Below are 25,231 nucleotides of genomic sequence, written 5' to 3'. Positions count from 1 at the left end.
TGACCTGCTCCAGGACGACTTCAACCACGCCGTCCTGGTCCGCCCCGGTTCGGCGCTGGCCGCGGCACTGGTCTACTTCGACAGCCGCGGCCTGGACGGCATCGTCAACGGCCTGGCCGCAGCCATCGGCGGAATCTCCAGCCGGCTGCGCCGGATCCAGAACGGCTACGTCCGTTCGTACGCGCTCTCCATGTTCGGCGGCACGCTGGTGCTGGTCGCCACGACTCTCCTGATGAGGTCCGTCTGATGAATAGGCCCAGTTCATCTCCGGGGGTGCGGCGATGAGTCACCTGTTGACCGTGACCTGCGCCGTCCCGGCCGCGGGCGCGGTGCTCACCGCGGCGCTGCCCGCCGGGTCCACCGCGGCCCGGCGGCGGACCACCAAGGCCGTCGCGCTCGCGACCTCGGCCGTCACCCTGGCCCTGGCGGCCACGGTGGCGGGCCGGTTCGACCCGGCCGGCGCGCGCTACCAGCTGACGGAGTCCTACAGCTGGATCCGCTCGTTCGGCATCAGCTTCTCGCTCGGCGTGGACGGCATCGGCACCGTGCTGGCGCTGCTCACCGCCGTCCTGGTCCCGATCGTGATGCTGGCCTCCTGGCACGACGCCGACCCGCCCGGCCAGGAGTCGCCCGACGGGTCGTTCGAGAACCGGCGGCGGACCCAGGGCTTCTTCGCACTGATCCTGGCAGTGGAGGCGATGGTGATCGTCTCCTTCTACGCCACCGACCTCTTCGTCTTCTACGTGTTCTTCGAAGCCATGCTGATCCCGATGTACTTCCTGATCGGCGGCTTCGGGGACCGGGCCGGGGGCCCGGAGTCGGCGCGCCAGCGCTCCTACGCGGCCGTGAAGTTCCTCCTCTACAACCTGCTCGGCGGTCTGGTCATGCTGGCCGCCGTGGTCGGCTTCTACGTGATCGCGCAGGACCAGGGCTTCGGCACCTTCGACCTGCCGACGCTCACCTCGGCGATCGCCGACGGGAAGCTGGTGCTCAGCGGCACCGCGGAGAAGGCCCTGTTCCTCGGCTTCTTCTTCGCCTTCGCGGTGAAGGCCCCGCTCTGGCCGCTGCACACCTGGCTGCCGAACGCGATGGGCGAGGCCACCGCCGGGACGGCCGTCCTGATCACCGCGGTGGTGGACAAGGTCGGCACCTTCGCGATGCTCCGCTTCTGCCTCGGTCTCTTCCCGGACGCCTCGAAGACCTTCGCCCCGGCGATCCTGGTCCTCTCACTGATCGGGATCGTCTACGGCGCACTGCTGGCGGTCGGGCAGAAGGACATCAAGCGGCTGGTGGCGTACGCCTCCATCTCGCACTTCGGCTTCATCATCATGGGCATCTTCGCGATGACCAGCCAGGGCCAGAGCGGCGCCACCCTCTACATGGTCAACCACGGCATCTCCACCGCCGCGTGGATGCTGGTCGCGGGCTTCCTGATCTCCCGCCGCGGCTCGCGCCTGATCGCCGACTACGGCGGCGTGCAGAAGGTCGCCCCGGTGCTCGCCGGGACGTTCCTGATCGGCGGCCTGGCCACCCTCTCGCTGCCCGGCCTCGCCCCGTTCGTCAGCGAGTTCCTGGTGCTGGTGGGCACCTTCACCCGGTACCCGGCGATCGGCATCGTCGCCACCTTCGGCATCGTGCTCGCCGCGCTCTACGCGCTGCTGCTCTACCAGCGCACGATGACCGGTCCGGTCAAGGCCGAGGTGAGCGCCATGCCCGACCTCAAGGCACGCGAACTCGCCGTCGTCGCCCCGTTGGTGGCCCTGACCATCCTGCTCGGTGTCTACCCGAAGCCGCTGACCGACATCGTCAACCCGGCGGTGGACGCGACGCTGACGCAGGTCCACCAGACCGACCCGGCCCCGGCCCACCCGGTCGCCGGCCACCCCGGAGCAGCCCCCTCAGGAGGTGAGCACAAGTGAGCACCACCGGATGGCTCGCCGCCGCGGGCGGCAACAGCCCGAGCATCCCGGCGCCGCATGTCGAGTACGGCCAGCTCTCCCCGATGCTGGTGGTGTTCGGCGCCGCCGTCGCCGGCATCCTGCTGGAGGCCTTCCTGCCCCGCCGGCACCGGCACTGGGCGCAGGTCTGGCTGGCGCTGATCGGCCTGGTCGGTGCCTTCACCGCCGTGGTGGTGCTCGCGGCCCAGGGCTACGGGTCGACCAAGGTGGACCTGTTGGCGATGGGCGCGGTCGCGCTGGACGGCCCCGCGCTCTTCCTCCAGGGCGTGATCCTGCTGGTCGCCGTGGTCGCCGTGCTGACCTACGCAGAGCGGCGACTGGAGCCGAAGGCCGGCGGCGAACCGGCCGACGCCTTCGCCGCGCAGGCCGCCGCCACCCCCGGCGGCGAGCAGGAGCGCGCGGCGGTCCGGGCCGGCCGCACCACCAGCGAGGTCTTCCCGCTCACCATGTTCGCGGTCGGCGGCATGCTGCTCTTCCCCGCCGCCAACGACCTGCTGACCATGTTCGTGGCGCTGGAGGTCCTCTCCCTCCCGCTCTACCTGCTCTGCGCGCTGGCCCGGCGCCGCCGGCTGCTCTCCCAGGAGGCGGCGGTCAAGTACTTCCTGCTGGGCGCCTTCGCCTCGGCGTTCTTCCTGTTCGGCACCGCCATGCTCTACGGGTACGCGGGAAGCGTGCGGCTCGGCGACATCTCCGACGTGATCTCCGGCAAGGCGCTCGCCACCCCCGCGCTGCTCTCCACCACCCAGAACGACGCACTGCTGCTGATCGGCCTGGCGATGCTCGCGGTCGGACTGCTCTTCAAGGTCGGCGCGGTGCCGTTCCACTCCTGGACCCCGGACGTCTACCAGGGAGCGCCGACGCCGGTCACCGGCTTCATGGCGGCCGCGACCAAGGTGGCCGCCTTCGGCGCCCTGCTGCGGTTGTTCTACGTCGCCTTCCCCGGCCTCCGGCTGGACTGGCGGCCGGTGATGTGGGGCGTGGCGATCCTGACCATGGTGGTCGGCGCGATCCTCGCCGTCACCCAGCAGGACGTGAAGCGGCTGCTCGCCTACTCCTCGATCGCGCACGCCGGGTTCATCCTGACCGGCGTGATCGCCACCAACAAGCAGGGCCTCGGCTCGGTGCTGTTCTACCTGCTGGCGTACTCCTTCGTGACGCTGGGCGCCTTCGCCGTGGTCACCCTGGTCCGGGACTCCAAGGGCGAGGCCACCCACCTGTCCAGCTGGGCCGGGCTGGGCCGGCGCTCCCCGCTCGTCGCCGGGGTCTTCGCGCTGTTCCTGCTGGCCTTCGCGGGCATCCCGCTGACCTCGGGCTTCACCGGGAAGTTCGCGGTCTTCCAGGCCGCGGCGGCAGGCGGCGCGACCCCGCTGGTGATCGTGGGCGTGCTCAGCTCGGCGGTGGCGGCGTTCTTCTACATCCGGGTCATCGTGCTGATGTTCTTCTCCGACCCGCAGCCCGGCGGGCCGACGGTGGTCATCCCGAGCGCCTTCACCGCCACCGCGATCGGCATGGGCGTCCTGGTCACCCTCGGACTCGGACTGCTGCCGCAGTACTTCCTGGACCTCGCGTCGAAGGCGTCGCTCTTCGTCCGCTGAGGCCTCGTCCGGAGTCGGTCGCAGACCCGTCAGGGGTCTGTCCGGGTCCCGTTCGGAGCGTGTCCGCGGGTCCGTCAGGTCCCCCGCCGGAAGGCTCGGAGGGGGCCCGCCGGGAGGCCCCTTCCGTCCGGGCCGCGCTTTATCCGCGCGGCCCGGACGAGTCGCCCCGGCATCGCGCCTGACCAGCCGATACAGCCCGACCATGACAGGACCCGCACGCCCGTGCAGTGATCCACTCGCGACCGGATACCCTGCCTGTATGGCCAGCGGCGGCACTCAGGGACCAGGCCGCTAGATCGACCAGGGACAGAGGAGTGGTCTTCGTGACCGTCGTGGGACCCTTTGGGCTCAGCGTGCAGGACCGCGATCTGACCCGCGACGTCCAGTACGGGATGGACGCGGTGGAGAACGCGCTCACCGAGGCCGTGAAGAGCGACGTCCCGTTCATCACCCTCACCGCCAGCCACCTGATGGAGGCCGGCGGCAAGCGCTTCCGCCCGCTGCTGGTGCTGCTCTCCGCCCAGTTCGGCGACGCCAACGCCCCGGGCGTGGTCCCGGCCGCCGTGGTGGTCGAGCTGACCCACCTGGCGACCCTCTACCACGACGACGTCATGGACGAGGCCCCGGTGCGCCGCGGCGCCCCCAGCGCCAACTCGCGCTGGGACAACTCGGTCGCCATCCTCACCGGCGACTTCCTCTTCTCCCGTGCCTCCCAGGTGCTCGCCGACCTCGGCCCCGACGCCGTCCGGCTCCAGGCCGACGCCTTCGAGCGGCTGGTCACCGGCCAGATCCTGGAGACCGCCGGCCCCGGGCCGGACGACGACCCGCTGCGCCACTACCTCGACGTGCTGGCCGGCAAGACCGGCTCCCTGATCGCCGTCTCCTGCCGGATAGGAGCACTCCTGGCCGGTGCCGAGCCGTGGGTGGTCGACATCCTCAGCGCCTACGGCGAGCGGATCGGCATCGCCTTCCAGCTGGCCGACGACGTGCTCGACATCGCCAGCGACGGCCACGAGTCCGGCAAGACTCCCGGCACCGACCTGCGCGAGGGCATCCCGACCCTGCCCACCCTGCTGCTCCAGCAGCTGCCGGTGGACGAGTCGGACCCGGCCGACGTGCGGCTGCGCGAGCTGGTCGCCGGCTCCCTCGACGACGACGAGCTGCACGCGGAGGCGCTGCGGCTGCTGCGCCGCCACCCCGCGCTGGAGCTCGCCCGCCGGGAGACCCTGCGGCACGCCGAGGAGGCCCGCGCGCTCCTCGACCCGCTGCCCGAGGGCCCGGCCAAGGAGGCGCTCCAGGGCCTCTGCGACGCGGTGGCCATCCGCACGATGTGACCGCCCGGGGGGAGCGGCCCGACGAAGTGGCCCGCCCGGCCCGCACGCCGGCCCCGGCCCGGCACGCCGGCCCCGGCCCGCACGCCGGCCCCGGTCCCACCCCGGCCCCGGTCCCACCCCGGCCCCCGGCCCCCGGTGCCCGGTGCCGCGCCCGGTGCGGTTGCGGGCCGTCCGGACCCCGGGCCGCCGATGGGATTCGCCGCCCGGCGCTGTCGCGAGTAGGGAAGACTGGCTCCGTCAGTCCAGCCCGCAGCCGCGCCAACCCGGAAGGCCACCATGCTTCGCGTCGTCATCGCCGAGGACTCCGTACTGCTCCGGGAGGGCCTCACCCGGCTGCTCACCGACCGGGGCCTGGAGGTCGTGGCGGGCGTCGGCGACGGCGAGGCCCTGCTCAAGGCCGTCCACGACCTGGCCACGGCCGGCACGCTGCCGGACGTCGTGGTCGCCGACGTCCGGATGCCCCCGACCCACACCGACGAGGGCGTGCGCGCCTGCGTCACGCTGCGCGGCCTCTACCCGGAGCTGGGCGTGCTGGTGCTGTCGCAGTACGTGGAGGAGAGGTACGCCTCCGAGCTGCTGGCCGGCTCCACCCGGGGCGTCGGCTACCTGCTGAAGGACCGCGTCGCCGAGGTCCGCGAGTTCGTGGACGCGGTGGTCCGGGTCGCCGAGGGCGGCACCGCGCTGGACCCGGAGGTGGTCCAGCAGCTGCTCAGCCGCAGCCGCAAGAGCGACGTACTGGCCGGGCTGACCCCGCGCGAGCGCGAGGTGCTGGGGCTGATGGCCGAGGGCCGGACGAACACCGCGGTGGCCAAGCAGCTGGTGGTGTCGGACGGCGCCGTGGAGAAGCACGTCAGCAACATCTTCCTCAAGCTGGGCCTGGCCCAGAGCCCGGAGGACCACCGCCGGGTGCTGGCCGTGCTCACCTACCTGAACTCCTGACCGCCCCGCGGTCACCCGTCCGCCGGCCCGGGCGGCCGCCCCTCCAGGAGCCCGGGCGGCCGTCGGCACTTACCCGCGACCCGCCCAGGCGACCGCCCGCACACCCGTCCGCGACCCGTCCGCGACCCGCCCGGGCGGCCGCCGGCAGCCCCGTCACCCGGGCGGCCGCCGAATTCGGTGCGCACCCGAACAAGCGTTCGCGGGCCCGGTATGGGAGCGCATGCCGCAGGCGTTGTACCTGGATACAGCGGCAGCGACATCGGCAGCTTCCTGCCGCATCGGTTAGTTCCGTCCCAGGCAATCCTCACCCGCATAGGATGCGAGAGGTGCACCAGGCGGACGGGGCACACGGCTCACGCCCGCGGCTGGTGCCCACGAGGAGGTCCGCGGCAGTGACCAGTCAGGTCGATCAGTCAGAAGCAGTGGACGGCCCGGGCGCCGAGGGCCGCCCCGGGCCCGGTGGCGGCCGATCCGGCCCCGCCGTGCCGGGCAGTCCGCAGCCTAGGCGCGCCAAGCCGATCCGCAGACTCGACCGGGTGATCATCCGGTTCGCCGGGGACTCCGGCGACGGCATGCAGCTCACCGGCGATCGCTTCACCTCGGAGACGGCGTCCTTCGGCAACGACCTCTCCCCCCTGCCCAACTCCCCGGCCGAGACCCGGCCCCCCGCCGGCACGCTGCCTGGTGTCTCGTCCTTCCAGCTGCACTTCGCGGACCACGACATCCTGACCCCGGGGGACGCGCCCAACGTCCTGGTGGCGATGAACCCTGCCGCCCTCAAGGCCAACCTGCCGGACCTGCCACGCGGCGCAGAGATCATCGTCAACACCGACGAGTTCACCAAGCGCGCGCTGTCCAAGGTCGGCTACCCTGCGGACCCGCTGGCCGACGGCTCGCTGGAGGCGTACCACCTGCACAAGGTGCCCCTGACCACGCTGACGCTGGAGGCGCTCAAGGACAGCGGGCTCACACGCAAGGACGCCGAACGGGCGAAGAACATGTTCGCGCTGGGCCTGCTCTCCTGGATGTACCACCGGCCCACCCACGGCACCGAGTCCTTCCTGCGCAGCAAGTTCGCCAAGAAGCCGCAGATCGCCGAGGCCAACATCAGCGCCTTCCGGGCGGGCTGGAACTTCGGCGAGACCACCGAGTCGTTCGCGGTCTCCTACGAGGTGCCGCCGGCCAAGCTCCCGGCCGGACGCTACCGCAACATCTCCGGCAACCTGGCCCTCTCATACGGTCTGATCGCCGCCGCGCAGCGCGCCGGGCTGCCGCTCTACCTGGGCTCCTACCCGATCACTCCGGCCTCGGACATCCTGCACGAGCTCAGCAAGCACAAGAACTTCGGCGTCCGCACCTTCCAGGCCGAGGACGAGATCGCCGGCATCGGGGCGGCCCTCGGCGCCGCCTTCGGCGGCGCGCTCGGCGTCACCACCACCTCCGGCCCGGGCGTGGCGCTCAAGAGCGAGACCATCGGTCTGGCCGTGTCGCTCGAACTGCCGCTGCTGGTGGTCGACATCCAGCGCGGCGGCCCGTCCACCGGACTGCCGACCAAGACCGAGCAGGCGGACCTGCTGCAGGCGATGTTCGGCCGCAACGGCGAGGCGCCGGTGCCGATCGTCGCCCCGGCCACCCCGGCCGAGTGCTTCGACGCGGCGCTGGAGGCGGCCCGGATCGCGGTGACCTACCGCACCCCGGTCTTCCTGCTCTCCGATGGCTACCTGGCCAACGGCTCCGAGCCCTGGCGGATCCCGGAGGTCGAGGAACTTCCCGAGATCACCCCGGGCTTCGCGACCGGCCCGAACCGCGAGGACGGCTCGTTCTGGCCCTACCTGCGCGATCCGCAGACCCTGGCCCGCCCGTGGGCGGTGCCCGGCACGCCCGGTCTGGAGCACCGGATCGGTGGCATCGAGAAGCAGGACGGCACCGGCAACATCTCCTACGACCCCGCCAACCACGACTTCATGGTCCGCACCCGGCAGGCCAAGGTCGACGGAATCGCCGTCCGGCCGGTGGAGGTCGACGACCCGGACGGCGAGGCGCGGGTGCTGGTCCTCGGCTGGGGTTCGACCTACGGCCCGATCACCGCGGCCGTGCGGCGGGTCCGGGCGGACGGCGGCCGCATCGCCCAGGCCCACCTGCGGAACATCAACCCGTTCCCGGCCAACCTCGGTACGGTGCTGAGGAGTTACGAGAAGGTCATCGTTCCCGAGATGAACCTCGGGCAGCTGGCGCTGCTGCTGCGGGCCAGGTACCTGGTGGATGCGCAGTCCTACAACCAGGTGCGCGGACTTCCCTTCAAGGCAGCGCAGTTGGCCGACGTGCTGTGGGCGGCGATCGGTTCGGAGGGCGGTTCGCCCGCCGGTCCGCCCGCCGGTCCGCCGGCCGCTCCGCCTGCCGCGCAGGCTGGACCGCCGGCCGGTGCGAGCGTCGACACGACCGCCGGTTCGGCGAGCGAGGAGGACAACCGATGAGCGAGCAGCAGTTCCCCTCGCTGAAGCTGGTACCGAAGGCAGAAGCGCCGCAGAGCGCCAAGGACTTCAAGACCGACCAGGAAGTGCGCTGGTGCCCGGGCTGCGGTGACTACGCGATCCTGGCGGCGGTGCAGGCGTTCATGCCGGAGCTGGGGATCAAGCGGGAGAACACCGTCTTCGTCTCCGGGATCGGCTGCTCGTCCCGGTTCCCCTACTACATGAACACCTACGGGGTGCACTCGATCCACGGGCGCGCGCCGGCCATCGCCACCGGTCTGGCCTCCTCGCGGCAGGACCTCAGTGTCTGGGTGGTGACGGGCGACGGCGACGCACTGTCCATCGGCGGGAACCACCTGATCCACGCACTGCGTCGCAATGTGAACCTGAAGATCCTGTTGTTCAACAACCGCATCTACGGACTTACCAAGGGCCAGTACTCGCCGACCAGTGAGCTCGGCAAGATCACCAAGTCCACGCCAATGGGTTCGCTGGACGCCCCGTTCAACCCGCTCTCGCTGGCGATCGGTGCGGAGGCCACCTTCGTCGCCCGGACGATCGACTCGGACCGTCAGCACCTGCAGTCCGTGCTGCGGGCCGCGGCGGAGCACAGGGGAACGGCGCTGGTGGAGATCTACCAGAACTGCAACATCTTCAACGACGGCGCCTTCGAGATCCTGAAGGAGCCGGGCACCCGGGACGAGGCGCTGATCCGGCTGGAGCACGGGCAGCCGATCCGCTTCGGCGCGGACCGCGGCCAGGGTGTCTTCCGGGCTGCGGACGGCGAACTGTTCGTCGCCGCGGTCACGGCGGAGAACGAGTCGGCCGTGCTGGTCCACGACGCCCACGCGGCCGGCCCGGCGGCGGCGTTCGCGCTCTCCCGGATCGCCGACGCGGACACCCTGCACCACACGCCGATCGGCGTGCTGCGCAGCGTCGAGCGGCCGGTGTACGACGAGCTGATGGCCGAACAGCTGGCCACGGCGGAGGCCCGGCGCGGCCCGGGCGACCTCGCGGCGCTGCTGTCGGGGAGCGACACCTGGACGGTCGGCTGACCTTCCGGCGGTACGACGGAGCGGCACCCCCGGCTGGTCGGGGGCGCCGCTCGTGCTGCACCGTTTCCTACTGCGCTGTTCCTCCTGCGCGGCGCGGGTTCGGCGCGCCGCCGCGCCATGTGAAGCCCCCGGTTGCTCGGGACCGCCGGGTGGCGGTCCTCCTGCAGACGTTGATAGCGCGGGGGAAGGCGGCCTGCTACCGGTCGGACGCGGACGTGACAAGTCCGCAGCAGGGCTGTCGAGAAGTCGGCGTGCTTGCTCGGTCCACATCGATTCCCTTCCCCGGAGCTGGAGTTGGGGCGAAAGGTCGCGGCCGGACGGGACCGTCCGAGGCGGCCCTGCCGATCCCCGGGAGCCGTCCGGCCGTGGATCAGGCCAGGCCCGGCAGCGGGTCCTGGTCGACCTCGTGGCGCGGGACGCGCTCCGCCGGGTCGCGGCACTCGGGTCCGAGCCGGAGCATGCGCGACTCCGGGTCGTGCAGCGGGCGGTGGCAGCGGCGGCAGGTGACGCGCGGGCGCAGCGGTTGCACGGTCGAGGTGCCCGGGAGCGGTTCGGGCCGGGCGTTCGGGGCGGTGTCGGGGGCGGCGTCGGTCATGGGCAGACGGTAGCCCGCCGAGCGGGGCGGGGGCGTGAAAGGATCGGCCCATGGCAAGCGATCGCAGCAGTGCGGGGGATCCCGCTCGGACGCTGGCCCTGCTCTGGGGGCTCTCGGCGGAGGAGAAGCCGGGCCGTCGCGGCCCGCGACAGGCGAAGTCGCCAGCGGAGATCGCCGCCGCGGCGATCGCGCTGGCGGACGTCGAGGGTGTCGACGCCGTGACGATGCGCCGGGTCGCCCAGGAGCTCGGGGTCTCGGCGATGGCGCTCTACACCTACGTGCCCGGCAAGGCCGAGCTGCTGGATCTGATGCTGGACACCGTGTACGCGACCATGCAGCGCACCGCCCCCGCCGGCGACGGCTGGCGCGCCCGGGTGACCGCGGTGGCGGACGACAACCGGGCCATGCACCGGGCCCACCCCTGGGTCGCCGGGATCGCCACCAGCCGCCCGCCGCTCGGGCCGGGCCTGATGGCCAAGTACGAGTACGAGCTGCGCGCCCTGGAGGGCACCGGTCTGCCGGACGTCGAGCTGGACGCCGCCCTCACCCACCTGCTCGGCTTCGTGCAGACCTGCGCCCGGATGGCCGCCGACGAGCGCGGCGCCGAGCAGGACAGTCGGATGAGCGACGAAGAGTGGTGGTCGGCCAACGCCGAGCTGCTCGCCCGCGTCATGGACCCGGAGCGCTACCCGGTCGCCGCGCGCGTGGGTGCCGCCGCCGGGGAGGCCCACGGCGGCGCGTACAGCCCGGACCACGCGTACGCCTTCGGTCTGGCCCGGGTCCTGGACGGCCTGGCGGCGCTGATCGAGACCCACCGAAAGCCATAGCGCCTCTCCGCCGGTGCGCCTCTCCGCCGGTACGCCCCTCAGCCGGTGCGCCCCCTGGCCGGTGCGCCCCCGAGCAGGCGCCGACGATCGGGGGTGGTGCCCGGGACCCCCGTGCCCGGGCACCACGAAGGAGCGCCGCTCCCGGGTGATCCCGCAGGTCAGCCTAGGGGCGGGCAGGGCGCGCCGGTGTTCGATGCGTGCGGGATTCCTGCGCGATCCACGCAGCCCGCAGCCTTCGGCCCCGATCCGCAAGGGTCGCAGCCCACACCGGGCCCCGGGCCGTAGCGCGCAGCCACCGGTCGCAGCCCAGGACCGCGCGCCGGTCGGCGCCGCGGACCGGTCCTCCCCGGAGCCCCCGTCAGCGCGGGCGGGCGTCGTACTCGGCGCGGGCCGAGAGGACGGCCGGGACGCGCTCCTCGGACCAGTGGGCGAGGGCCGCGACCAGTCGGGCGGCCTCCCGGCCCAACGGGGTCAGGCTGTAGTCGACCCGGGGCGGGATCACCGGGTGGGCCTCGCGCAGCACGAAGCCGTCGCGCTCCAGGGTCTGCAGGGTCTGGGCGAGCATCTTCTCGCTCACCCCCGACACCTTCCGCCGAAGTTCGCTGAAGCGGTAGCCGCGCTCGTCGAGCGCCCCGAGGACGAGTACGCCCCAGCGACTGGTGACGTGCTCCAGCACCCCGCGCGACGGGCACATGCGATCGAAGACGTCCGGCGGGGGCAGCTGACGGTCGCGGGCGACCTGTGTCATTACCTCCATATCAGTACCCTACTTTGAAGTGCGTACTTTCCGGAAGTAAGTGCCCTCCCTAGGGTTAGTTGCGAGGTCAACGAGACAGCGAGTCGTCGCATCACCCGAACGAGGGAGTCGCATCATGTACGTCGTCACCGGAGCCACCGGGCAGCTCGGCCGTCTGGTCGTCGAGGGTCTGCTGGCCAGGGTGCCCGCGAGCGAGGTGGCCGTGGCCGTCCGCTCCGCCGGGAAGGCCGCCGACCTCGCCGCGCGCGGCGTGACCGTCCGGGAGGTCGACTACGACCGCCCGGAGAGCCTGGTCGGCGCCTTCGGGGCCGGCGACCGGGTGCTGCTGATCTCCGGCAGCGAGGTCGGTCGCCGCATCCCGCAGCACACCGCGGTGGTCGAGGCGGCGCGCGCGGCCGGGGTCGCGCTGCTCGCCTACACCAGTGCACCGGGTGCGGCCACCTTCCGGCTGGCCGACGAGCACAAGGCGACCGAGGCGGTGATCCGGGAGTCCGGTCTGTCCTACTCCTTCCTGCGCAACGGCTGGTACACCGAGAACTACCTGGGCGACGCCGCCGGGACGGTGGCCCGCGGCATCGTGATCGGTAGCGCCGGCGAGGGCCGGATCGCCAGTGCCCCGCGCAAGGACTACGCCGACGCGGCCGTGGCCGTGCTGATCGGCGCGGGCGACGGGGGCGGTCACGCGGACACCGTCTACGAGCTGAGCGGCGACGTCGCGTGGAGCCTGCCGGAGCTGGCCGCCGAGCTGGCGAAGGCTTCGGGCCGGCCGGTCGGGCACCGCGACGTGTCCCCGGCCGAGCACCGTGAGGTGCTGGTCGGCGCGGGCCTGCCGGAGGGCTTCGCCGAGGTGCTGGTGGACGTGGACGCCGGCATCGCCCGCGGGGAGCTGGCCGGCACCCCCGGCGACCTGTCCCGCCTGATCGGGCGCCCGACCGTCCCGCTGGCGGAGAGCGTGCGCGCCGCACTGAAGGGCTGAGGCGCCCGCTCCGCGCGCCTGTCATGACCAAAAACGGAATACGGAGATGACAGCCTGCCCCTGTGCCCGCTACCGTCGGCTCGACACAGGCGCGCGCGGAGGGCAGGCGGTCAATGCCGGAGACAGGGCAGCAGGAGGCCGGAAGAGGACTCTGGTACGGCTTCGCCGCGTACGGCATGTGGGGGCTCTTCCCCCTGTTCTGGCCGCTGCTGGAGCCGGGCGCCGCCGACGACATCCTGGCCAACCGGATGGTCTGGTCCCTGGTCGCGGTCGCGCTGCTGCTGGTCGCCCAGCGGCACTGGGGCTGGATACGCCCGCTGCTGCGCCAGCCGCGCCGGCTCGCCATGCTGGGCGCGGCCGCCGCCGTGATCTCGGTCAACTGGGGCGTCTACATCTGGGGCGTCAACGCCGGGCACGTGGTCGAGACCAGCCTCGGCTACTTCATCAACCCGCTGGTGACCATCGCCTTCGGCGTCCTGGTGCTCAAGGAGCGGCTGCGGGCGGCGCAGTGGGCCGCCGTCGGGATCGGCGCCCTCGCGGTCGCGGTGCTGACGATCGGGTACGGGCGGCTGCCCTGGATCGCGCTGACCCTGGCGCTCAGCTTCGCGACCTACGGCCTGCTGAAGAAGAAGGTCGGGCTGAGCGGACTGGAGAGCCTGGCGGCGGAGAGCGCCTTCATGTTCCCGTTCGCCCTCGGCTACCTCGTCCACCTGGAGCTCAGCGGGAAGGGCACCTTCGGGCACACCGTGACCGGCGAGTACGGCTGGGGGCACTCGGGGCTGCTGATGCTCAGCGGGGTGATCACCGCGATCCCGCTGCTCTGCTTCGGCGCGGCCGCCGTCCGGGTGCCGCTCACCATGCTCGGGCTGCTGCAGTACCTGGCGCCGGTGTTCCAGTTCCTGATCGGCATCGCGGTGTTCCACGAGTCGATGCCGCCCGCCCGCTGGGCCGGGTTCGCCCTGGTCTGGGCCGCGCTCGCGGTGCTCACCTGGGACGCGCTGCGCCGGGTGCGGGCCGACCGGCTGGAGCGCGCGGCCGCCCTGGCCCGGTTGGAGGCCGCCACCGCGGCCGGCGCGCCCCGGCGCGACGCCGCCCCCGGCGAGGCCTCCCCGGCCGGTGGGCCGTCGACCGCCGGGCCGTCGACCGGTGGGGCGCCGGCCGGTGAGGCACCGACCGACATCGCGCCGGCCCCCGCCCGCTGACGGCCGCCGCCGAGGCTCCGCCGGGTCGGGTCGACGCCCCGGCGGGTCGACGCCCCGGCGAGGCGGCCCCGCGGGGCCTCGGCGGACGCCCGCCGGCCCCACCGCCCCGTTACGCCGTGATGTCCCGGCTGGTGAACCGCGCCCAGGCGGCCGAGCCGAACACCGCGACGTACGCCGCCTGCAGTCCGAGGTTCTCCAGCACGCCGTCCCAGTACATCGGCTCCCGCAGCAGGTCCCCGAAGCTCAGCCAGTGGTGGGTGAACAGGAACGGCTGGATCGCGTGCAGCTGCGGGAAGCTGTCCAGGATCTGCACGGTGATCATCAAGCCGACGGTAGCGGCCATCGCCGCGATGCCGCTGCCGGTGAGCGTCGAGACGAAGAGCCCGATCGAGACCAGCCCGGCCAGCGAGGCGGCCACCACCAGGGCCACCAGCACGGCCCGTAGCAGTGCCGGGCCCAGCCCGATGGTCTCGCCCGAGATCAGCGTGACGTCGCCGAGCGGGAACAGCGCCGCGCCGGTGGCCAGGGCCGCCAGGGCGACGGTCAGGGTGGCCGCCAGGCAGAACGCCAGTCCGGCGGTGAACTTGGCGGCGAGCAGCCTGGTCCGCCCGGCCGGGGCCACCAGCAGGTAGCGCAGCGTGCCGCTCGCGGCCTCGCCGGCCACCGCGTCGCCGGCGACCACACCGACCGTCATCGGCAGGAAGACCGGCAGCGCCACCGCGAGCGCGGTGAAGACCAGGAAGAGGCCGTTCTGCGTCACCTGCGCGATGAAGGCCGGGCCGTCGCCGCCGCGCGGGCCGTCCGTCTCGATCCGGACCACCACGCCGATCAGGACCGGCAGCACGGCCAGGATGCCCAGCAGCACCATGGTCCGCACCCGGCGGAAGGTCAGCAGCAGCTCGTTGCGGAACAGCGCCAGGAACCCGGCCGTCGTCTGCGGTCGCCGCCCGGCGACGGGGGTCTCCGCCAGGCCTGCGTGCGACATCTCGCCCCGTGACGTCTCGCCCCGTGACATCTCGGCCCGCGACGTCTCGGCCCGCGGTGCCTCGCCCCGCGCCGTCTCAGCCCGCGACATCGAAGCCCTCCCCGGTCAGCGCCACGAAGGCGTCCTCCAACGTGCCCCGCTCCACACCGAAGCCGCGCACCCGTACCCCGGCCTCGACCAGCGCCGCGCAGATCGCCGGCAGCACGTCGTCGGCCGGCGCGTCCAGCTCGCCGTCCACCCGGCCCTCGGCGGAGCGCAGGTCGGCGACCTGCCGGGCCGCCAGCACCTCGGCCGCCAGCGCCACGTCCGGGGTGCGGACCACCAGCCGGCCCTGGGCCCGGGCGGCCAGCTCGGCCACCGTCCCCTGCACCACCAGCCGGCCGCGCGACATCACCGCGGCGTGGGTGCAGACCTGCTCGATCTCGTCCAGCAGGTGGGAGGAGAGGAAGACGGTCGTCCCCTCGGCGGCCACCTCGCGCACCAACGCCCGGATCTCCCGCATGCCCTGCGGGTCGAGGCCGTTGGTCGGCTCGTCCAGCACCAACAGCTCGCGCGGCTGGAGCAGCGCCGAGGCCAGCCCGAGCCGCTGCTTCATGCCCAGGGAGTACGCCCGCGCCTTCTTGCCGGCCGCGGCGGTGAGCCCGACCCGGTCCAGCGCCGCGGCGACGCGCCGCTGCCGGGTGCGCGGGTCTGCGGTCGGGTCGGCCGCGTCGAACCGGGCCAGGTTGTCCCGGCCGGAGAGGAAGCCGTAGAGGGCCGGGCCCTCGATCAGCGCGCCGACCCGCGGCAGGACGGAGCCGACCGACTGCGGCATCGACTCGCCGAGCACGGTGGCCACGCCGGAGCTGGGCGTGATCAGGCCCATCAGCATCCGGATGGTGGTGGTCTTCCCGGAGCCGTTCGGGCCGAGGAAGCCGAAGACCGAGCCGCGCGGCACGGTCAGGTCCAGCCCGTCCACGGCGAGCTGGCCGCCGCGGAAGCGCTTGGTCAGCCCCCGGGTTCTGATCACGTCGTCGGACGGAGCCGTGGAGGGGGTACGGGAGGGAACGGCCACGGGGGCCGGGCGCACGTCGGTGCCCCGGCCCCCGGCCGGCTCCGTAACGTCCCCCGTTACAGGAGCCTTGGTCACTTACTCCACCCCGGCCGCACTCTGCAGCACCGGCAGCGTCACCGCGCCCGCGAAGACCCGGCCGTCGTCGGTGACCAGCACGTTCAGCACCTTGGTGCTGACCAGCGAACCGCCCTTGACCGGCTTGCCGAGCGACTTCGCCAGCGCCAGCGGACTCTGCGGCGCGGACTTGCCCGAGCCGCCGTGCCGGCCCTCGGCCGGCACCGGGACCTCACCGGTCGGCAGCTTGGCGCTGAGCACCGCCGTCCAGCCCTCGCCGACCACGTTCAGCCCCTCGGCCGCCTCGCGCACCTCCTGCTCGGACGGGGCCTTCGGCTCGTTCCCGGCCTTGCGCTCCGTCACCCTGGCGCCCTTGGGCACGGTGAACTCGAAGGTGCCGGCGGACAGCCGGGCGAACGACACCTCGGTGAAGTGGAGGTCGAACACCTTGCCGCCGTCGGTGTCCCTGACCAGGACCGCGAGCGGCACGCCGTTCTCGGCGGCCACCGCGATCCGGACCTCGCCGATGGTCGAGCCGGACCGGGTGGGCTTCACGCTGAGCTGGTACGCCTTCTGCCCGGCGACGGTGGTGGTGCCGTCGACGGTCACGGCCGTGGTTCCCGCGCTCGCGGTCAGGAACTGTCGGGCCGCCTCCTGCGGGGTGGCCGGCACCCCGGTCAGCGGCGCCTTGCCGTCCGCCGCGCCGGAGCCGCCCGGCAGTCCGCCGTGGGCGCCCCGGCCGGCCCCCTGCGGGGCGGTCAGGTGCACCGCCTCGTTGGTGCTGCTGTCCCAGGCCCAGACCTGGTCGCCGTTGTGGATCAGCTCGTACCCGGCCAGCTTCTCGACCAGGCCCACCCGCTGGCGGTCCGGGCCGTCCACCGCGACCCGCAGGGTGTGCTCGCCGCCGAGCAGCGCGGTCAGCTTGCTCTCCGGCGCGGCCGCGGACGGCCTGGTGCCGCCGGTGCCGCCCGAGCCGACGCCGCCGCCGGCCGCCAGCAGCTGGCCCGGCAGGCCGAGGTCGGCGGAGACCGCGACGGTGCCGGAGAGCGTCTGCGTCTGAGAGCCGAGCGCCTTGGCCACCAGCTGCTCCGCCGTCAGCGACGGCAGGTCCGGCGGGGAGTCGGCTGCGAGGGCCGGGACCAGGCCGACCCCGGCCGCGATCACCGCCGCCACCGCCACCGGGACCGCCACCCGTACCGCGGTGCGCCGTCCGGCGCGGTACGGGACACCCCCGTCGTCCTGATGCCGCTCAGCCGGCCTTTCATCCGTCATGGCGTCCAACCCCTCCGTAACCGTGACCGAGTTCGTCTCTGGTCTCCATTACAAGGCCGGGGGGCGCCGGAGGCATCGCCCTGCAGGGCCAGATCGGGGTCGACCTCGCGGCGCAGCCGACCCTGATACGTCCTCAGGGTCGGCTACTCCGGACGTACGAGAACTGGCGTAGGGTCGCGCCATGGACGGAACCATCTCCCCGACGTCGAACGCGATGCGGCGGGCCCTGCGCCGCGCCCGGGACGGTGTCGCGCTGGACACGGCCGAGGCGGCGGTGCTGCTCCGGGCCAGAGGCGAGGACCTGGCGGACCTCTGTGCGAGCGCCGCCCGGGTGCGCGACGCGGGCCTCGCCGCGGCCGGGCGCCCAGGCGTCATCACCTACTCCAGGAGCGTGTTCATCCCGCTCACCCGGCTCTGCCGGGACAAGTGCCACTACTGCACCTTCGCCACCGTGCCCGGCAAGCTGCGCCGGGCCGGGCACGGGATGTACATGTCCCCGGACGAGGTGCTGGAGGTGGCCCGGCGGGGCGCCGAACTGGGCTGCAAGGAGGCCCTGATCACGCTCGGGGACAAGCCCGAGGACCGCTGGCCGCAGGCCCGCGAGTGGCTGGACGCCCACGGCTACGACGACACCGTCGCCTACGTCCGGGCGATGTCGATCCGCATCCTGGAGGAGACCGGCCTGCTGCCGCACCTCAACCCCGGGGTGCTGAGCTGGACGGACTTCCAGCGGCTCAAGCCGGTGTCGGCCTCGATGGGCATGATGCTGGAGACCACCGCGACGCGGCTGTGGAGCGAGCCCGGGGGCCCGCACCACGGCTCGCCCGACAAGGAGCCGGCCGTCCGGCTGCGGGTGCTGGAGGACGCCGGGCGCAGCTCCGTCCCCTTCACCAGCGGGCTGCTGATCGGCATCGGCGAGACCTACCAGGAGCGCGCCGAGTCGCTGTTCGCGCTGCGCCGGGTCGCTCGCGCCTACCACGGCATCCAGGAGCTGATCCTGCAGAACTTCCGCGCCAAGCCGGACACGGCAATGCGCGGCATGCCCGACGCCGAGCTGGACGAGCTGGTCGCCACGGTGGCCGTGGCCCGTCACATCATGGGCCCGTCGGCCTGTCTGCAGGCCCCGCCGAACCTGGTGGACGGCGAGTACGCGCGGCTGATCGGGGCCGGGATCGACGACTGGGGCGGGGTCTCGCCGCTGACGCCCGACCACGTGAACCCCGAGCGCCCCTGGCCGCAGATCGACCGGCTGGCCGAGCACTCGGCGGCGGCCGGCTTCGAGCTGCGCGAGCGCCTGGCCGTCTACCCGGAGTACGTCCGCCGCGGCGAGCCGTGGCTGGACCCCCGGGTGCTGCCGCACGTCCGCGCTCTGGCCGACCCGGAGACCGGCCTGGCCCGCCCGGACGCGGTGGTCCAGGGACACCCCTGGCAGGAGCCGGAGGACCTGCCCGCCTCGTACGGGCGGACGGACCTGCACACCGCCATCGACACCGAGGGCCGCACCGGCGACCGGCGCGCCGACTTCGAGGACGTCTACGGCGACTGGGAGGTGCTGCGCGAGCGGGTCCTCGCCGAGGGCGCCCCCGAGCGGTTGGCCGGGGACCTGCGGGCCGCGCTGGCGACGGCCGCCGACGACCCGACCCGGCTGACGGACGACCAGGCGCTGGCGCTGTTCCACGCGGACGGGCCGGCGCTGGAGGCGCTCTGCCGGATCGCCGACGACGTCCGCCGCGACGCCGTGGGGGAGGACGTCACCTACTGCGTCACCCGGAACATCAACTTCACCAACGTCTGCTACACCGGCTGCCGCTTCTGCGCCTTCGCGCAGCGCCGCACCGACGCCGACGCCTACACCCTTTCCCTGCAGCAGGTCGCCGACCGGGCGGCGCAGGCCTGGGAGGTCGGCGCCACCGAGGTCTGCATGCAGGGCGGCATCCACCCGGACCTGCCCGGCACCGCCTACTTCGACATCGCGCGGGCGGTGAAGGAGCGTGTGCCGGGCATCCACGTGCACGCCTTCTCGCCGATGGAGGTGGTCAACGGCGCGACCCGGACCGGTCTGTCCGTCCGCGAGTGGCTGCAGCGGGCCAAGGAGGCCGGCCTGGACACCATCCCGGGCACGGCCGCCGAGATCCTGGACGACGACGTCCGCTGGGTGCTGACCAAGGGCAAGCTGCCGGCCGCGACCTGGGTGGAGGTCGTCACCACCGCGCACGAGCTGGGCATCCGCTCCTCGTCCACGATGATGTACGGGCACGTCGACAGCCCGCGGCACTGGCTGGGCCACCTGCGGCTGCTCGCGGAGATCCAGCAGCGCACCGGCGGTTTCACCGAGTTCGTGACGCTGCCGTTCATCCACACCAACGCGCCGGTCTACCTGGCCGGCATCGCCCGGCCCGGCCCGACCGCCCGGGACAACCGCGCGGTGGTGGCGATGGCGCGGTTGCTGCTCCACCCGCACATCCCCAACATCCAGACCAGCTGGGTGAAGCTGGGTGCCGAGGGCGCGGCCGAGATGCTCCGCTCGGGCGCCAACGACCTGGGCGGCACGCTGATGGAGGAGACCATCTCGCGGATGGCCGGTTCGGCGTACGGGAGCTACAAGTCCGTCCGGGACCTCCAGGCGATCGCGGAGGCGGCGGGCCGTCCGCACCGCCAGCGGACCACCACCTACGGGGAGGTGCCGGCCGAGCGCCGGGCCGCGGCGCTGGCCTCGGACGGGCACCTGCCGGAGCTGCTGCCGGTCCTGGACTGACGCCGGCCGGGAGGCGGAGCAGGGGCCGGGCCACCGTGGGGTGAGGACCGCCGGGCCGGGCCGGGTGCACGGCCCGGTTCGGCGGTCGGCCGCAGGCCCGGCCCGGCGGGTCCGGTCCCGGTCGCCGCGGTTCAGCCGACGAGCAGCTGGCCGCGCAGGTCCCGCTGGTCCCGCTGGTCCAGGCCCAGGCCGGACTCCAGGTAGGCGTCGAAGGAGCCGAACCTCCGCTGCACCTCGTCGAAGCCCGCGTTCAGGTACTCCGGCCGGACCTCCAGCAGCGGCTTGTAGACGGCCTGGTAGGCCGGCGGCAGCTTGGCCAGGGTCGCGGCGTTCTCGGCGGCCCGGTAGGTGTTGCTGGCCAGGTAGTCCGCCTCGACGGTCTCGCGCGGCACGCCGAGCGCGGTGAGCAGCGCGGCGGACGCCCAGCCGGTGCGGTCCTTGCCGGCGGTGCAGTGGAAGAGGACGCTCTCGTCGTCGCGCTCCACCAGGGATTCCAGCACCGAGTGGTAGGCCGCCCTCGCGCTGCCGGCGGAGACCATGGTCCGCTCGGCGTCGACCATGGCCTGCACGGCGGCCTGCGGGCTGGTGACGTTGAAGGCTCCGGTGTCGGCGACCCCGAGCACGTTGGCGTCCACGGCCGTGGCGCCGGCCGGGATGCGGTCCGGGGCGGCCTTCTGCTCGGCGGGGGTGCGCAGGTCGAAGACGGTGCGGATGCCGAGGCGGCGCAGCTTGGCGAGGTCCTGGTCGGTCAGCTTGGAGAGGTCGCCGGAGCGGTAGACGACGCCCGTCCGGACCCACTGGCCGTCGGCGGTGCGGTAGCCGCCCGCGTCGCGGAAGTTGGGCGCGGAGGCGAGGTGCAGCGAGCGGTCGGCGACGACCAGCGGCTCGCCGCGGTCGGGGACCAGCTCGAAGTACCACCGGTCGGCGGCGGCCAGGCCGGTGACCGTGACGGTCGCGGTGCCGGCGCCCTTGGCGACGGGCTTGCGGTGGCGGATGTCCTCCGGGTCGGTGCCGGCGTAGACGGTGACGCCGCGGGTGCCGGGAGCGGCGGCCCAGGCGAGGGTGAAGCCGCCGTCGCTCTGCTCGGTCACGGTGGCGGCGGTGAACGGGATGGCGTGCGCGCCGTGCCGGGCGGCGGCCGGGGCGGGGGAGTCGGCCGGGGTGGCGACGGCGAGCGCCGGGGTGCCGAGGGCCAGCGCGCCGGTCAGGGCGATCGCGGTGGCCAGGCGGGTGCGGGAGATGGTCATGGCCCGGCACGGTAGGCAGCCCGGGGTGGCGGGCCGTGGCCGCCGCATGGCGTCGCAGCAACATCGTGTTGAAGTGCTGGTGTTCAGGTCCACCCCTCGACTTGTACGGACATTCGAATACAGTCGGGGGCGCGCGCGACCGGCCCCGTCGCGCGGCCCGCCTCCCGGACGAAAGGCCTCCCGTCGTGATGCCACTCTGGTCCCGCGCACAGCAGCAGGACTTCCGCAGCCGGGTGCGGGGCTGTCTGCTGGGTGGCGCGATCGGCGACGCGCTCGGCGCCGGCATCGAGTTCGAGTCGCTGGAGAGGATCCGCGCGGCGCACGGCCCGCAGGGCGTCACCGGCTACGTCCCCGCGTACGGGCGGCTCGGTGCGGTCACCGACGACACCCAGATGGTGCTGTTCACCCTGGACGGGCTGATCCGGGCCCACGTCCGCCGGGACACCGGCAGCTGGCACCCGCCGACCGACCTCCACCTCGCCTACCTGCGCTGGGCCGCCACCCAGCGAGACTGGGGCCCGGACGAGCGCCGGGCCGACCTCGGCTGGCTCGGCCGCGAGGAGTGGCTGTACGCCCGGCGGGCGCCCGGCCAGGCCTGCCTCTCCGGGCTCTCCGGGCCGGACGCCGAGCGCCTCGGCACGCTGGAGGCGCCCAAGAACCCGCACTCCAAGGGGTGCGGAACGGTGATGCGGGCGGCCCCGTTCGGGCTGCTCACCACCTGGGACCCGGGCCTGGTCTTCCAGCTGGCCGTGGAGTGCTCGGTGCTGACGCACGGCCACCCCACCGGTTACCTCTCGGCGGGCGCGCTCGCGGTGATCGTCCAGACCGCGGCCCGCGGCGGCACCCTGGAGGAGGGGGTCCACCTGGCGCTGGCCCTGCTCTCCGAGCGGCCGGCGCACGAGGAGACCACGACCGCGCTACGGGCGGCACTGGACGCGGTCCGGGCGGGAGAGCCGTCCGCCGAGCGGGTCGAGGCCCTGGGGGAGGGCTGGGTCGCCGAGGAGGCGCTGGCCATCGGGGTGTACTGCGCGCTGGTCGCCCACGACGTCCGCTCGGGCCTGCTGCTGGCGGTGAACCACTCGGGGGACAGCGACTCCACCGGCGCGATCTGCGGAAACCTGCTCGGCGTCCTGCACGGGGACACCGCGCTGCCGCCCGGCCTGGTGGCCGGTCTGGAGGGGCGCGCGGCGCTGCTGGAACTGGCGGACGACTTCGTGCTGGAACTGATGCACGGTCCGGAGCTGCACGGTCCCGAGGCCGCTGCGGGCGCGGACTGGGCCGCCCGCTACCCGGTGCTGGGCTGAGCCGGACCGCCTGCCGCGGGCGAGCGGGGCCCGCCTCCGCGTGGGCGGGCTCCGAACACGGAGGTGCCCGTAGGGTGCCGGCCGCCGGGAGGGGCGACGGGCGCCGCTACGGGCACCTGCTCCGAGAACGGAGAATGCGGATCAGAACGTGCCGAACGCCCCTGCTCCGGCGGCCCCCGCGAACGCCTGCCACGCCTCGGCCGAGAAGTGCAGCTGCGGGCCCTGCGGGTCCTTCGAGTCCCGGACCGCCACCGCGCCCTCGACCGGTGTGGCGATCTCCACACACGCGCCGTTGCCGCCGCTGTGGCTGCTCTTCCGCCAGACCGTCCCGCTCTCGAAGGTGGTGCTCATGCGTGGTAGTCCTCCGCAATCTTGGCTATCAGTGACCGGCTCTCGGCCACCCCGAGCGCGGCGGCCCGCAGGTGGTCGTAGAGAGAGGTATAGCGGCGCACGTCGGCCTCCTTCTCCAGGTAGAGATCGCTCGTCACCCCTTCGAAGTAGACAACTGTGGAATCGGCTGACTCGGGGAACTCCAGCAGGGAGAATGTCCCGGTCATCCCGGGGTGGGCACCGTGGGAGAACGGGATCACCTGGATGGTGATGTTGGGACGCTGGCTCAGTTCCAGCATGTGCTTCAGCTGATCGGCCATCACGGGCCGCCCGCCGACCTCCCGGCGCAGCACCGACTCGTCTATGACGGTCCACAGGCTGCCGAGCTGGTTCTCGCCGTTGATGCGGTCCTGGCGCTTCATCCGGACCTGCACCCGGCGTTGGACGGCGAGCGCGTCGGTGTCCGGCTGGGTGCCCTCCACCACGGCCTGGGCGTACTGCTCGGTCTGCAGCAGTCCGGGGACGAACGAGGACTCGTAGGCGCGGATCGAGGAGGCCTCGGCCTCCAGGCCGATGTAGACGCTGTACGGGGTCGGCATGTCGTTGAAGTCGTGCCACCAGCCGCGCTGCCGGGACTCCCGGGCCATCTCCATCAGGCTGGCCCGCATCGCCTCGTCGGTGACGTTGTAGACGTCGCAGAGGTCGCGCACGTCGCGCTGGCTGATGCTGCGGCGGCCGTTCTCCAGGCGGCTGATCTTCGACTGGGAGACCATCAGCCGGCCGGCCACCTCTTCGGCCGTCATCGAGAGGCCCTCGCGGAGCTTGCGGAGCTCGGAGCCCAGACGCCTGCGGCGCACGGTGGGATTGATGTTCGCGGACACGTCGACCTCCGGCCGGACCTCTGGTGATCGTTGGAACGGCAGCCCTCGGAACACTGTGGACATTGGGACCAACCCCCCTGGCTCTGAGCAGCATGACACCTCGGATCAGGTCGGCGCCGGGGAATCGCAGGAGCGCGGTAGAACAGATCATCGGAAAAGCGCTTCGGCGAGACAGCGGATGCTACCGAGTGGTAATGCGGGTGGCGGCCCGATCCGGTGGTGCTGCGGCGGTTCTCTGGTGGTACGGCGGCGGTGCGGTGACGGTGGTGCGGGACGCGTCCGGCGGGCGCGGATGTGCTGATGGCACGTGCGGACGGCGGGTGCCACCGGTGGGTCCGGGGGCGGCTGCGGGGTGTTCCCGGGACGGGGCCCGGCCGGGCCCCGCGAGCGGTCCGGCCGTCCTCGGGGACGGCGGAGGGGCGGTCGCCCGGCGGCTTCCGTCGCGGGCGACCGCCCCTCCGTGCTCCTGGTTGCTCACCGCCGGACGACGGCGCCGACGGCGCCGGCGCGCGCCCCCTCCCGCCCGCGGGTGCGGTGCGGCGGTGGTGTACGCCCTTGCGGTGCCGGTGCCGGTGCCGGTGCCGGTGCCGGTGCCGGTGCCGTGCAGGTGATGCGCGTGCCGTCGGTGCCGGGCGCCGCGCCGCCGTCCTGCCGGTGCGCCGCGGCGGGTGTGTCCTCGGTGCGGCTCGTCGCAGTGCGGTTGCCGGCGGTGCGGTGCCTGGTGGTGCGCGGTGCTTGCTGCCGGGTGTTTCGGCTTGGTGCTGCGATGCTGCCGTGCTGCCGTGCTGCCGTGCTCTGGTGCTCTGGTGCTCTGGTGCTCGGCGGTGCGTTCGGTGCTGAGGCCGGCCGCCTCAGCGGACGCCCACCCGCGGCGCCCCGACCCGGCCGCCGGCGGCGCTGCGACCGGCCCCGCGCTGGACCGGTCGACCCGAGCCCGCCGGGGCGCCGGCGGCCTGGGAGGAACGGTTCTGCTGCGACGGCAGGCCGTTCTGCACGTCCATCACGGCGTGCGCGACCATCCCGCCCAGCGGGTCGTAACGGATCAGGTCGCGCAGCCGCGACCGTGAGGACCGTCCCTCGTTACCGGGGTACAGGTGCTTGCCCAGACCCACCGAGTGGGCCAGGGCGGCGAGTGCGGCCGTCCGCGGGTCCGGCGGCACGCCGGTGCGGATCGCGGTGTCCAGCCGCTGCTTGATCGCGGCGTTGGTGCAGTCGTCCGACGCCTGGTAACGCGTCGTCGGCAGCACCCCGCACATCTGGCCCGGTACGGCGGTGACCATGCCGCACCTCTCCAGGTGCGCCAGGTAGGTCTGCCGCAACCCCAGTCGGGGCCCGCCGATCCAGTGCGCGGCGCGGACCGGACTGCCGCGTCGGCGCAGCAGCTCCAGTGCGTGGTCCAGGGTCGGGTCGCCGGTCGGCCGTGGCAGCACCACGGCGATCCGGTCGCCCTCCGGGACGATCCGTCCGGCCAGGGACAGCTCGACGAGCTGTGCCCCGGCGAGTCCGAGGTCGAGGGTCTGCGGCTGCGCCGTGGTACCCGTGGTCGGGTCCAGGGCGAGCAGCAAGAGTTCCTCGGGAACAGTTCTGCGGCTCTTGCCCATCCAAGCCTCCCCGCGTGGATGGGAAACAGCGTGACGCCT

At 73.3% G+C, this 25,231-nt stretch carries 19 protein-coding genes and 2 pseudogenes; 12 read left to right on the top strand and 9 right to left on the bottom strand.

Going from position 1 to position 25,231, the window contains the following annotated elements; translation table 11 throughout:
- The 7 genes and pseudogenes from MCM47_RS33130 to MCM47_RS33100 form a co-directional block, all read left to right on the top strand.
- A pseudogene (locus MCM47_RS33130) lies at positions 1–247 on the top strand (NADH-quinone oxidoreductase subunit L); the annotation flags it as partial.
- A 34-nt stretch (positions 248–281) separates the two neighbouring features.
- Positions 282–1,919 (top strand): NADH-quinone oxidoreductase subunit M, encoded by a 1,638-nt coding sequence (locus MCM47_RS33125; RefSeq protein WP_238949839.1) that lies wholly within the window; start codon positions 282–284, stop codon positions 1,917–1,919.
- Positions 1,916–3,553, top strand: coding sequence for an NADH-quinone oxidoreductase subunit NuoN (gene nuoN, locus MCM47_RS33120; protein WP_238949837.1), 1,638 nt, complete (start codon positions 1,916–1,918; stop codon positions 3,551–3,553). Before MCM47_RS33125 ends, nuoN begins: the two co-directional genes overlap by 4 nt.
- 323 nt (positions 3,554–3,876) lie before the next feature.
- Positions 3,877–4,887, top strand: coding sequence for a polyprenyl synthetase family protein (locus MCM47_RS33115; RefSeq protein ID WP_238949836.1), 1,011 nt, complete (start codon positions 3,877–3,879; stop codon positions 4,885–4,887).
- 276 nt (positions 4,888–5,163) lie between these two features.
- The gene (locus tag MCM47_RS33110; protein WP_238949835.1) at positions 5,164–5,826 is read left to right on the top strand and encodes a response regulator transcription factor; all 663 of its coding nucleotides are present in this window, start codon (positions 5,164–5,166) and stop codon (positions 5,824–5,826) included.
- A gap of 368 nt (positions 5,827–6,194) precedes the next feature.
- Positions 6,195–8,165: pseudogene (locus MCM47_RS33105) on the top strand (2-oxoacid:acceptor oxidoreductase subunit alpha); the annotation flags it as partial.
- Positions 8,166–8,296: 131 nt separating this feature from the next.
- Positions 8,297–9,352 carry a 2-oxoacid:ferredoxin oxidoreductase subunit beta gene (locus tag MCM47_RS33100; protein WP_238949834.1) on the top strand — a complete coding sequence of 352 codons (1,056 nt, stop codon included), beginning with the start codon at positions 8,297–8,299 and terminating at the stop codon, positions 9,350–9,352.
- Positions 9,353–9,722: 370 nt separating this feature from the next.
- On the opposite strand, the gene MCM47_RS33095 is transcribed toward MCM47_RS33100, so the two are convergent.
- Positions 9,723–9,947: a DUF6011 domain-containing protein gene (locus MCM47_RS33095; RefSeq protein WP_238949833.1), complete on the bottom strand. Its 225-nt coding sequence runs from the start codon at positions 9,945–9,947 to the stop codon at positions 9,723–9,725.
- A gap of 50 nt (positions 9,948–9,997) precedes the next feature.
- Between MCM47_RS33095 and MCM47_RS33090 the strand changes: the two genes are divergently transcribed.
- A complete protein-coding gene (locus MCM47_RS33090) occupies positions 9,998–10,774 on the top strand; it encodes a TetR/AcrR family transcriptional regulator (RefSeq protein WP_238949828.1) in 777 nt (258 codons plus the stop codon).
- A gap of 358 nt (positions 10,775–11,132) precedes the next feature.
- Here MCM47_RS33090 and MCM47_RS33085 read toward each other — a convergent pair whose 3' ends face one another.
- Complete coding sequence (locus MCM47_RS33085; protein ID WP_238949854.1) at positions 11,133–11,522, bottom strand: helix-turn-helix domain-containing protein; 390 nt, start codon at positions 11,520–11,522, stop codon at positions 11,133–11,135.
- Positions 11,523–11,643: 121 nt separating this feature from the next.
- Between MCM47_RS33085 and MCM47_RS33080 the strand changes: the two genes are divergently transcribed.
- Positions 11,644–12,507 (top strand): SDR family oxidoreductase, encoded by an 864-nt coding sequence (locus MCM47_RS33080; RefSeq protein WP_308222549.1) that lies wholly within the window; start codon positions 11,644–11,646, stop codon positions 12,505–12,507.
- A gap of 113 nt (positions 12,508–12,620) precedes the next feature.
- Positions 12,621–13,709 carry an EamA family transporter RarD gene (gene rarD, locus MCM47_RS33075; protein WP_238949823.1) on the top strand — a complete coding sequence of 363 codons (1,089 nt, stop codon included), beginning with the start codon at positions 12,621–12,623 and terminating at the stop codon, positions 13,707–13,709.
- A gap of 109 nt (positions 13,710–13,818) precedes the next feature.
- On the opposite strand, the gene MCM47_RS33070 is transcribed toward rarD, so the two are convergent.
- From MCM47_RS33070 to MCM47_RS33060, 3 genes are all read right to left on the bottom strand, one after another.
- Positions 13,819–14,724 carry an ABC transporter permease gene (locus MCM47_RS33070; protein WP_374209249.1) on the bottom strand — a complete coding sequence of 302 codons (906 nt, stop codon included), beginning with the start codon at positions 14,722–14,724 and terminating at the stop codon, positions 13,819–13,821.
- Positions 14,725–14,770: 46 nt separating this feature from the next.
- Positions 14,771–15,748 carry an ABC transporter ATP-binding protein gene (locus tag MCM47_RS33065; protein ID WP_238949816.1) on the bottom strand — a complete coding sequence of 326 codons (978 nt, stop codon included), beginning with the start codon at positions 15,746–15,748 and terminating at the stop codon, positions 14,771–14,773.
- A 75-nt stretch (positions 15,749–15,823) separates the two neighbouring features.
- On the bottom strand, positions 15,824–17,074 hold the full coding sequence (locus tag MCM47_RS33060) for a DUF2092 domain-containing protein (RefSeq protein ID WP_238949812.1): 1,251 nt from the start codon (positions 17,072–17,074) through the stop codon (positions 15,824–15,826).
- A gap of 181 nt (positions 17,075–17,255) precedes the next feature.
- On the opposite strand from MCM47_RS33060, the gene MCM47_RS33055 reads away from it, so the two are divergent.
- Positions 17,256–19,829 carry a bifunctional FO biosynthesis protein CofGH gene (locus MCM47_RS33055; RefSeq protein WP_238949810.1) on the top strand — a complete coding sequence of 858 codons (2,574 nt, stop codon included), beginning with the start codon at positions 17,256–17,258 and terminating at the stop codon, positions 19,827–19,829.
- Between the two features lie 131 nt (positions 19,830–19,960).
- Here MCM47_RS33055 and MCM47_RS33050 read toward each other — a convergent pair whose 3' ends face one another.
- A complete protein-coding gene (locus MCM47_RS33050) occupies positions 19,961–21,076 on the bottom strand; it encodes a tyrosine-protein phosphatase (protein ID WP_238949799.1) in 1,116 nt (371 codons plus the stop codon).
- 188 nt (positions 21,077–21,264) lie between these two features.
- On the opposite strand from MCM47_RS33050, the gene MCM47_RS33045 reads away from it, so the two are divergent.
- A complete protein-coding gene (locus MCM47_RS33045) occupies positions 21,265–22,380 on the top strand; it encodes an ADP-ribosylglycohydrolase family protein (RefSeq protein WP_238949797.1) in 1,116 nt (371 codons plus the stop codon).
- 141 nt (positions 22,381–22,521) lie between these two features.
- Here MCM47_RS33045 and MCM47_RS33040 read toward each other — a convergent pair whose 3' ends face one another.
- The 3 genes from MCM47_RS33040 to MCM47_RS33030 all read right to left on the bottom strand — a co-directional run bounded on the left by MCM47_RS33040 (position 22,522) and on the right by MCM47_RS33030 (position 25,192).
- A complete protein-coding gene (locus MCM47_RS33040; protein ID WP_238949795.1) occupies positions 22,522–22,731 on the bottom strand; it encodes a DUF397 domain-containing protein in 210 nt (69 codons plus the stop codon).
- A complete protein-coding gene (locus MCM47_RS33035; RefSeq protein WP_238949794.1) occupies positions 22,728–23,591 on the bottom strand; it encodes a helix-turn-helix transcriptional regulator in 864 nt (287 codons plus the stop codon). Before MCM47_RS33035 ends, MCM47_RS33040 begins: the two co-directional genes overlap by 4 nt.
- 851 nt (positions 23,592–24,442) lie before the next feature.
- Positions 24,443–25,192: a GPP34 family phosphoprotein gene (locus tag MCM47_RS33030; RefSeq protein ID WP_238949793.1), complete on the bottom strand. Its 750-nt coding sequence runs from the start codon at positions 25,190–25,192 to the stop codon at positions 24,443–24,445.
- Positions 25,193–25,231: the final 39 nt, after the last annotated feature.

Source organism: Kitasatospora sp. A2-31 (assembly GCF_022288725.1).
Lineage (GTDB): Bacteria > Actinomycetota > Actinomycetes > Streptomycetales > Streptomycetaceae > Kitasatospora.
This window is presented reverse-complemented; position numbering and strand designations above follow the sequence as displayed.

Bases quoted from the DNA above. Each gene is read 5' to 3' on its own strand.
- MCM47_RS33125 (WP_238949839.1), top strand. From the start codon at position 282: ATGAGTCACCTGTTGACCGTGACCTGCGCCGTCCCGGCCGCGGGCGCG.
- MCM47_RS33110 (WP_238949835.1), top strand. From the start codon at position 5,164: ATGCTTCGCGTCGTCATCGCCGAGGACTCCGTACTGCTCCGGGAGGGC.
- MCM47_RS33100 (WP_238949834.1), top strand. From the start codon at position 8,297: ATGAGCGAGCAGCAGTTCCCCTCGCTGAAGCTGGTACCGAAGGCAGAA.
- MCM47_RS33095 (WP_238949833.1), bottom strand. From the start codon at position 9,947: ATGACCGACGCCGCCCCCGACACCGCCCCGAACGCCCGGCCCGAACCG.
- MCM47_RS33090 (WP_238949828.1), top strand. From the start codon at position 9,998: ATGGCAAGCGATCGCAGCAGTGCGGGGGATCCCGCTCGGACGCTGGCC.
- MCM47_RS33085 (WP_238949854.1), bottom strand. From the start codon at position 11,522: ATGACACAGGTCGCCCGCGACCGTCAGCTGCCCCCGCCGGACGTCTTC.
- rarD (WP_238949823.1), top strand. From the start codon at position 12,621: ATGCCGGAGACAGGGCAGCAGGAGGCCGGAAGAGGACTCTGGTACGGC.
- MCM47_RS33070 (WP_374209249.1), bottom strand. From the start codon at position 14,724: ATGTCACGGGGCGAGACGTCACGGGGCGAGATGTCGCACGCAGGCCTG.
- MCM47_RS33060 (WP_238949812.1), bottom strand. From the start codon at position 17,074: ATGACGGATGAAAGGCCGGCTGAGCGGCATCAGGACGACGGGGGTGTC.
- MCM47_RS33055 (WP_238949810.1), top strand. From the start codon at position 17,256: ATGGACGGAACCATCTCCCCGACGTCGAACGCGATGCGGCGGGCCCTG.
- MCM47_RS33050 (WP_238949799.1), bottom strand. From the start codon at position 21,076: ATGACCATCTCCCGCACCCGCCTGGCCACCGCGATCGCCCTGACCGGC.
- MCM47_RS33045 (WP_238949797.1), top strand. From the start codon at position 21,265: ATGCCACTCTGGTCCCGCGCACAGCAGCAGGACTTCCGCAGCCGGGTG.
- MCM47_RS33040 (WP_238949795.1), bottom strand. From the start codon at position 22,731: ATGAGCACCACCTTCGAGAGCGGGACGGTCTGGCGGAAGAGCAGCCAC.
- MCM47_RS33030 (WP_238949793.1), bottom strand. From the start codon at position 25,192: ATGGGCAAGAGCCGCAGAACTGTTCCCGAGGAACTCTTGCTGCTCGCC.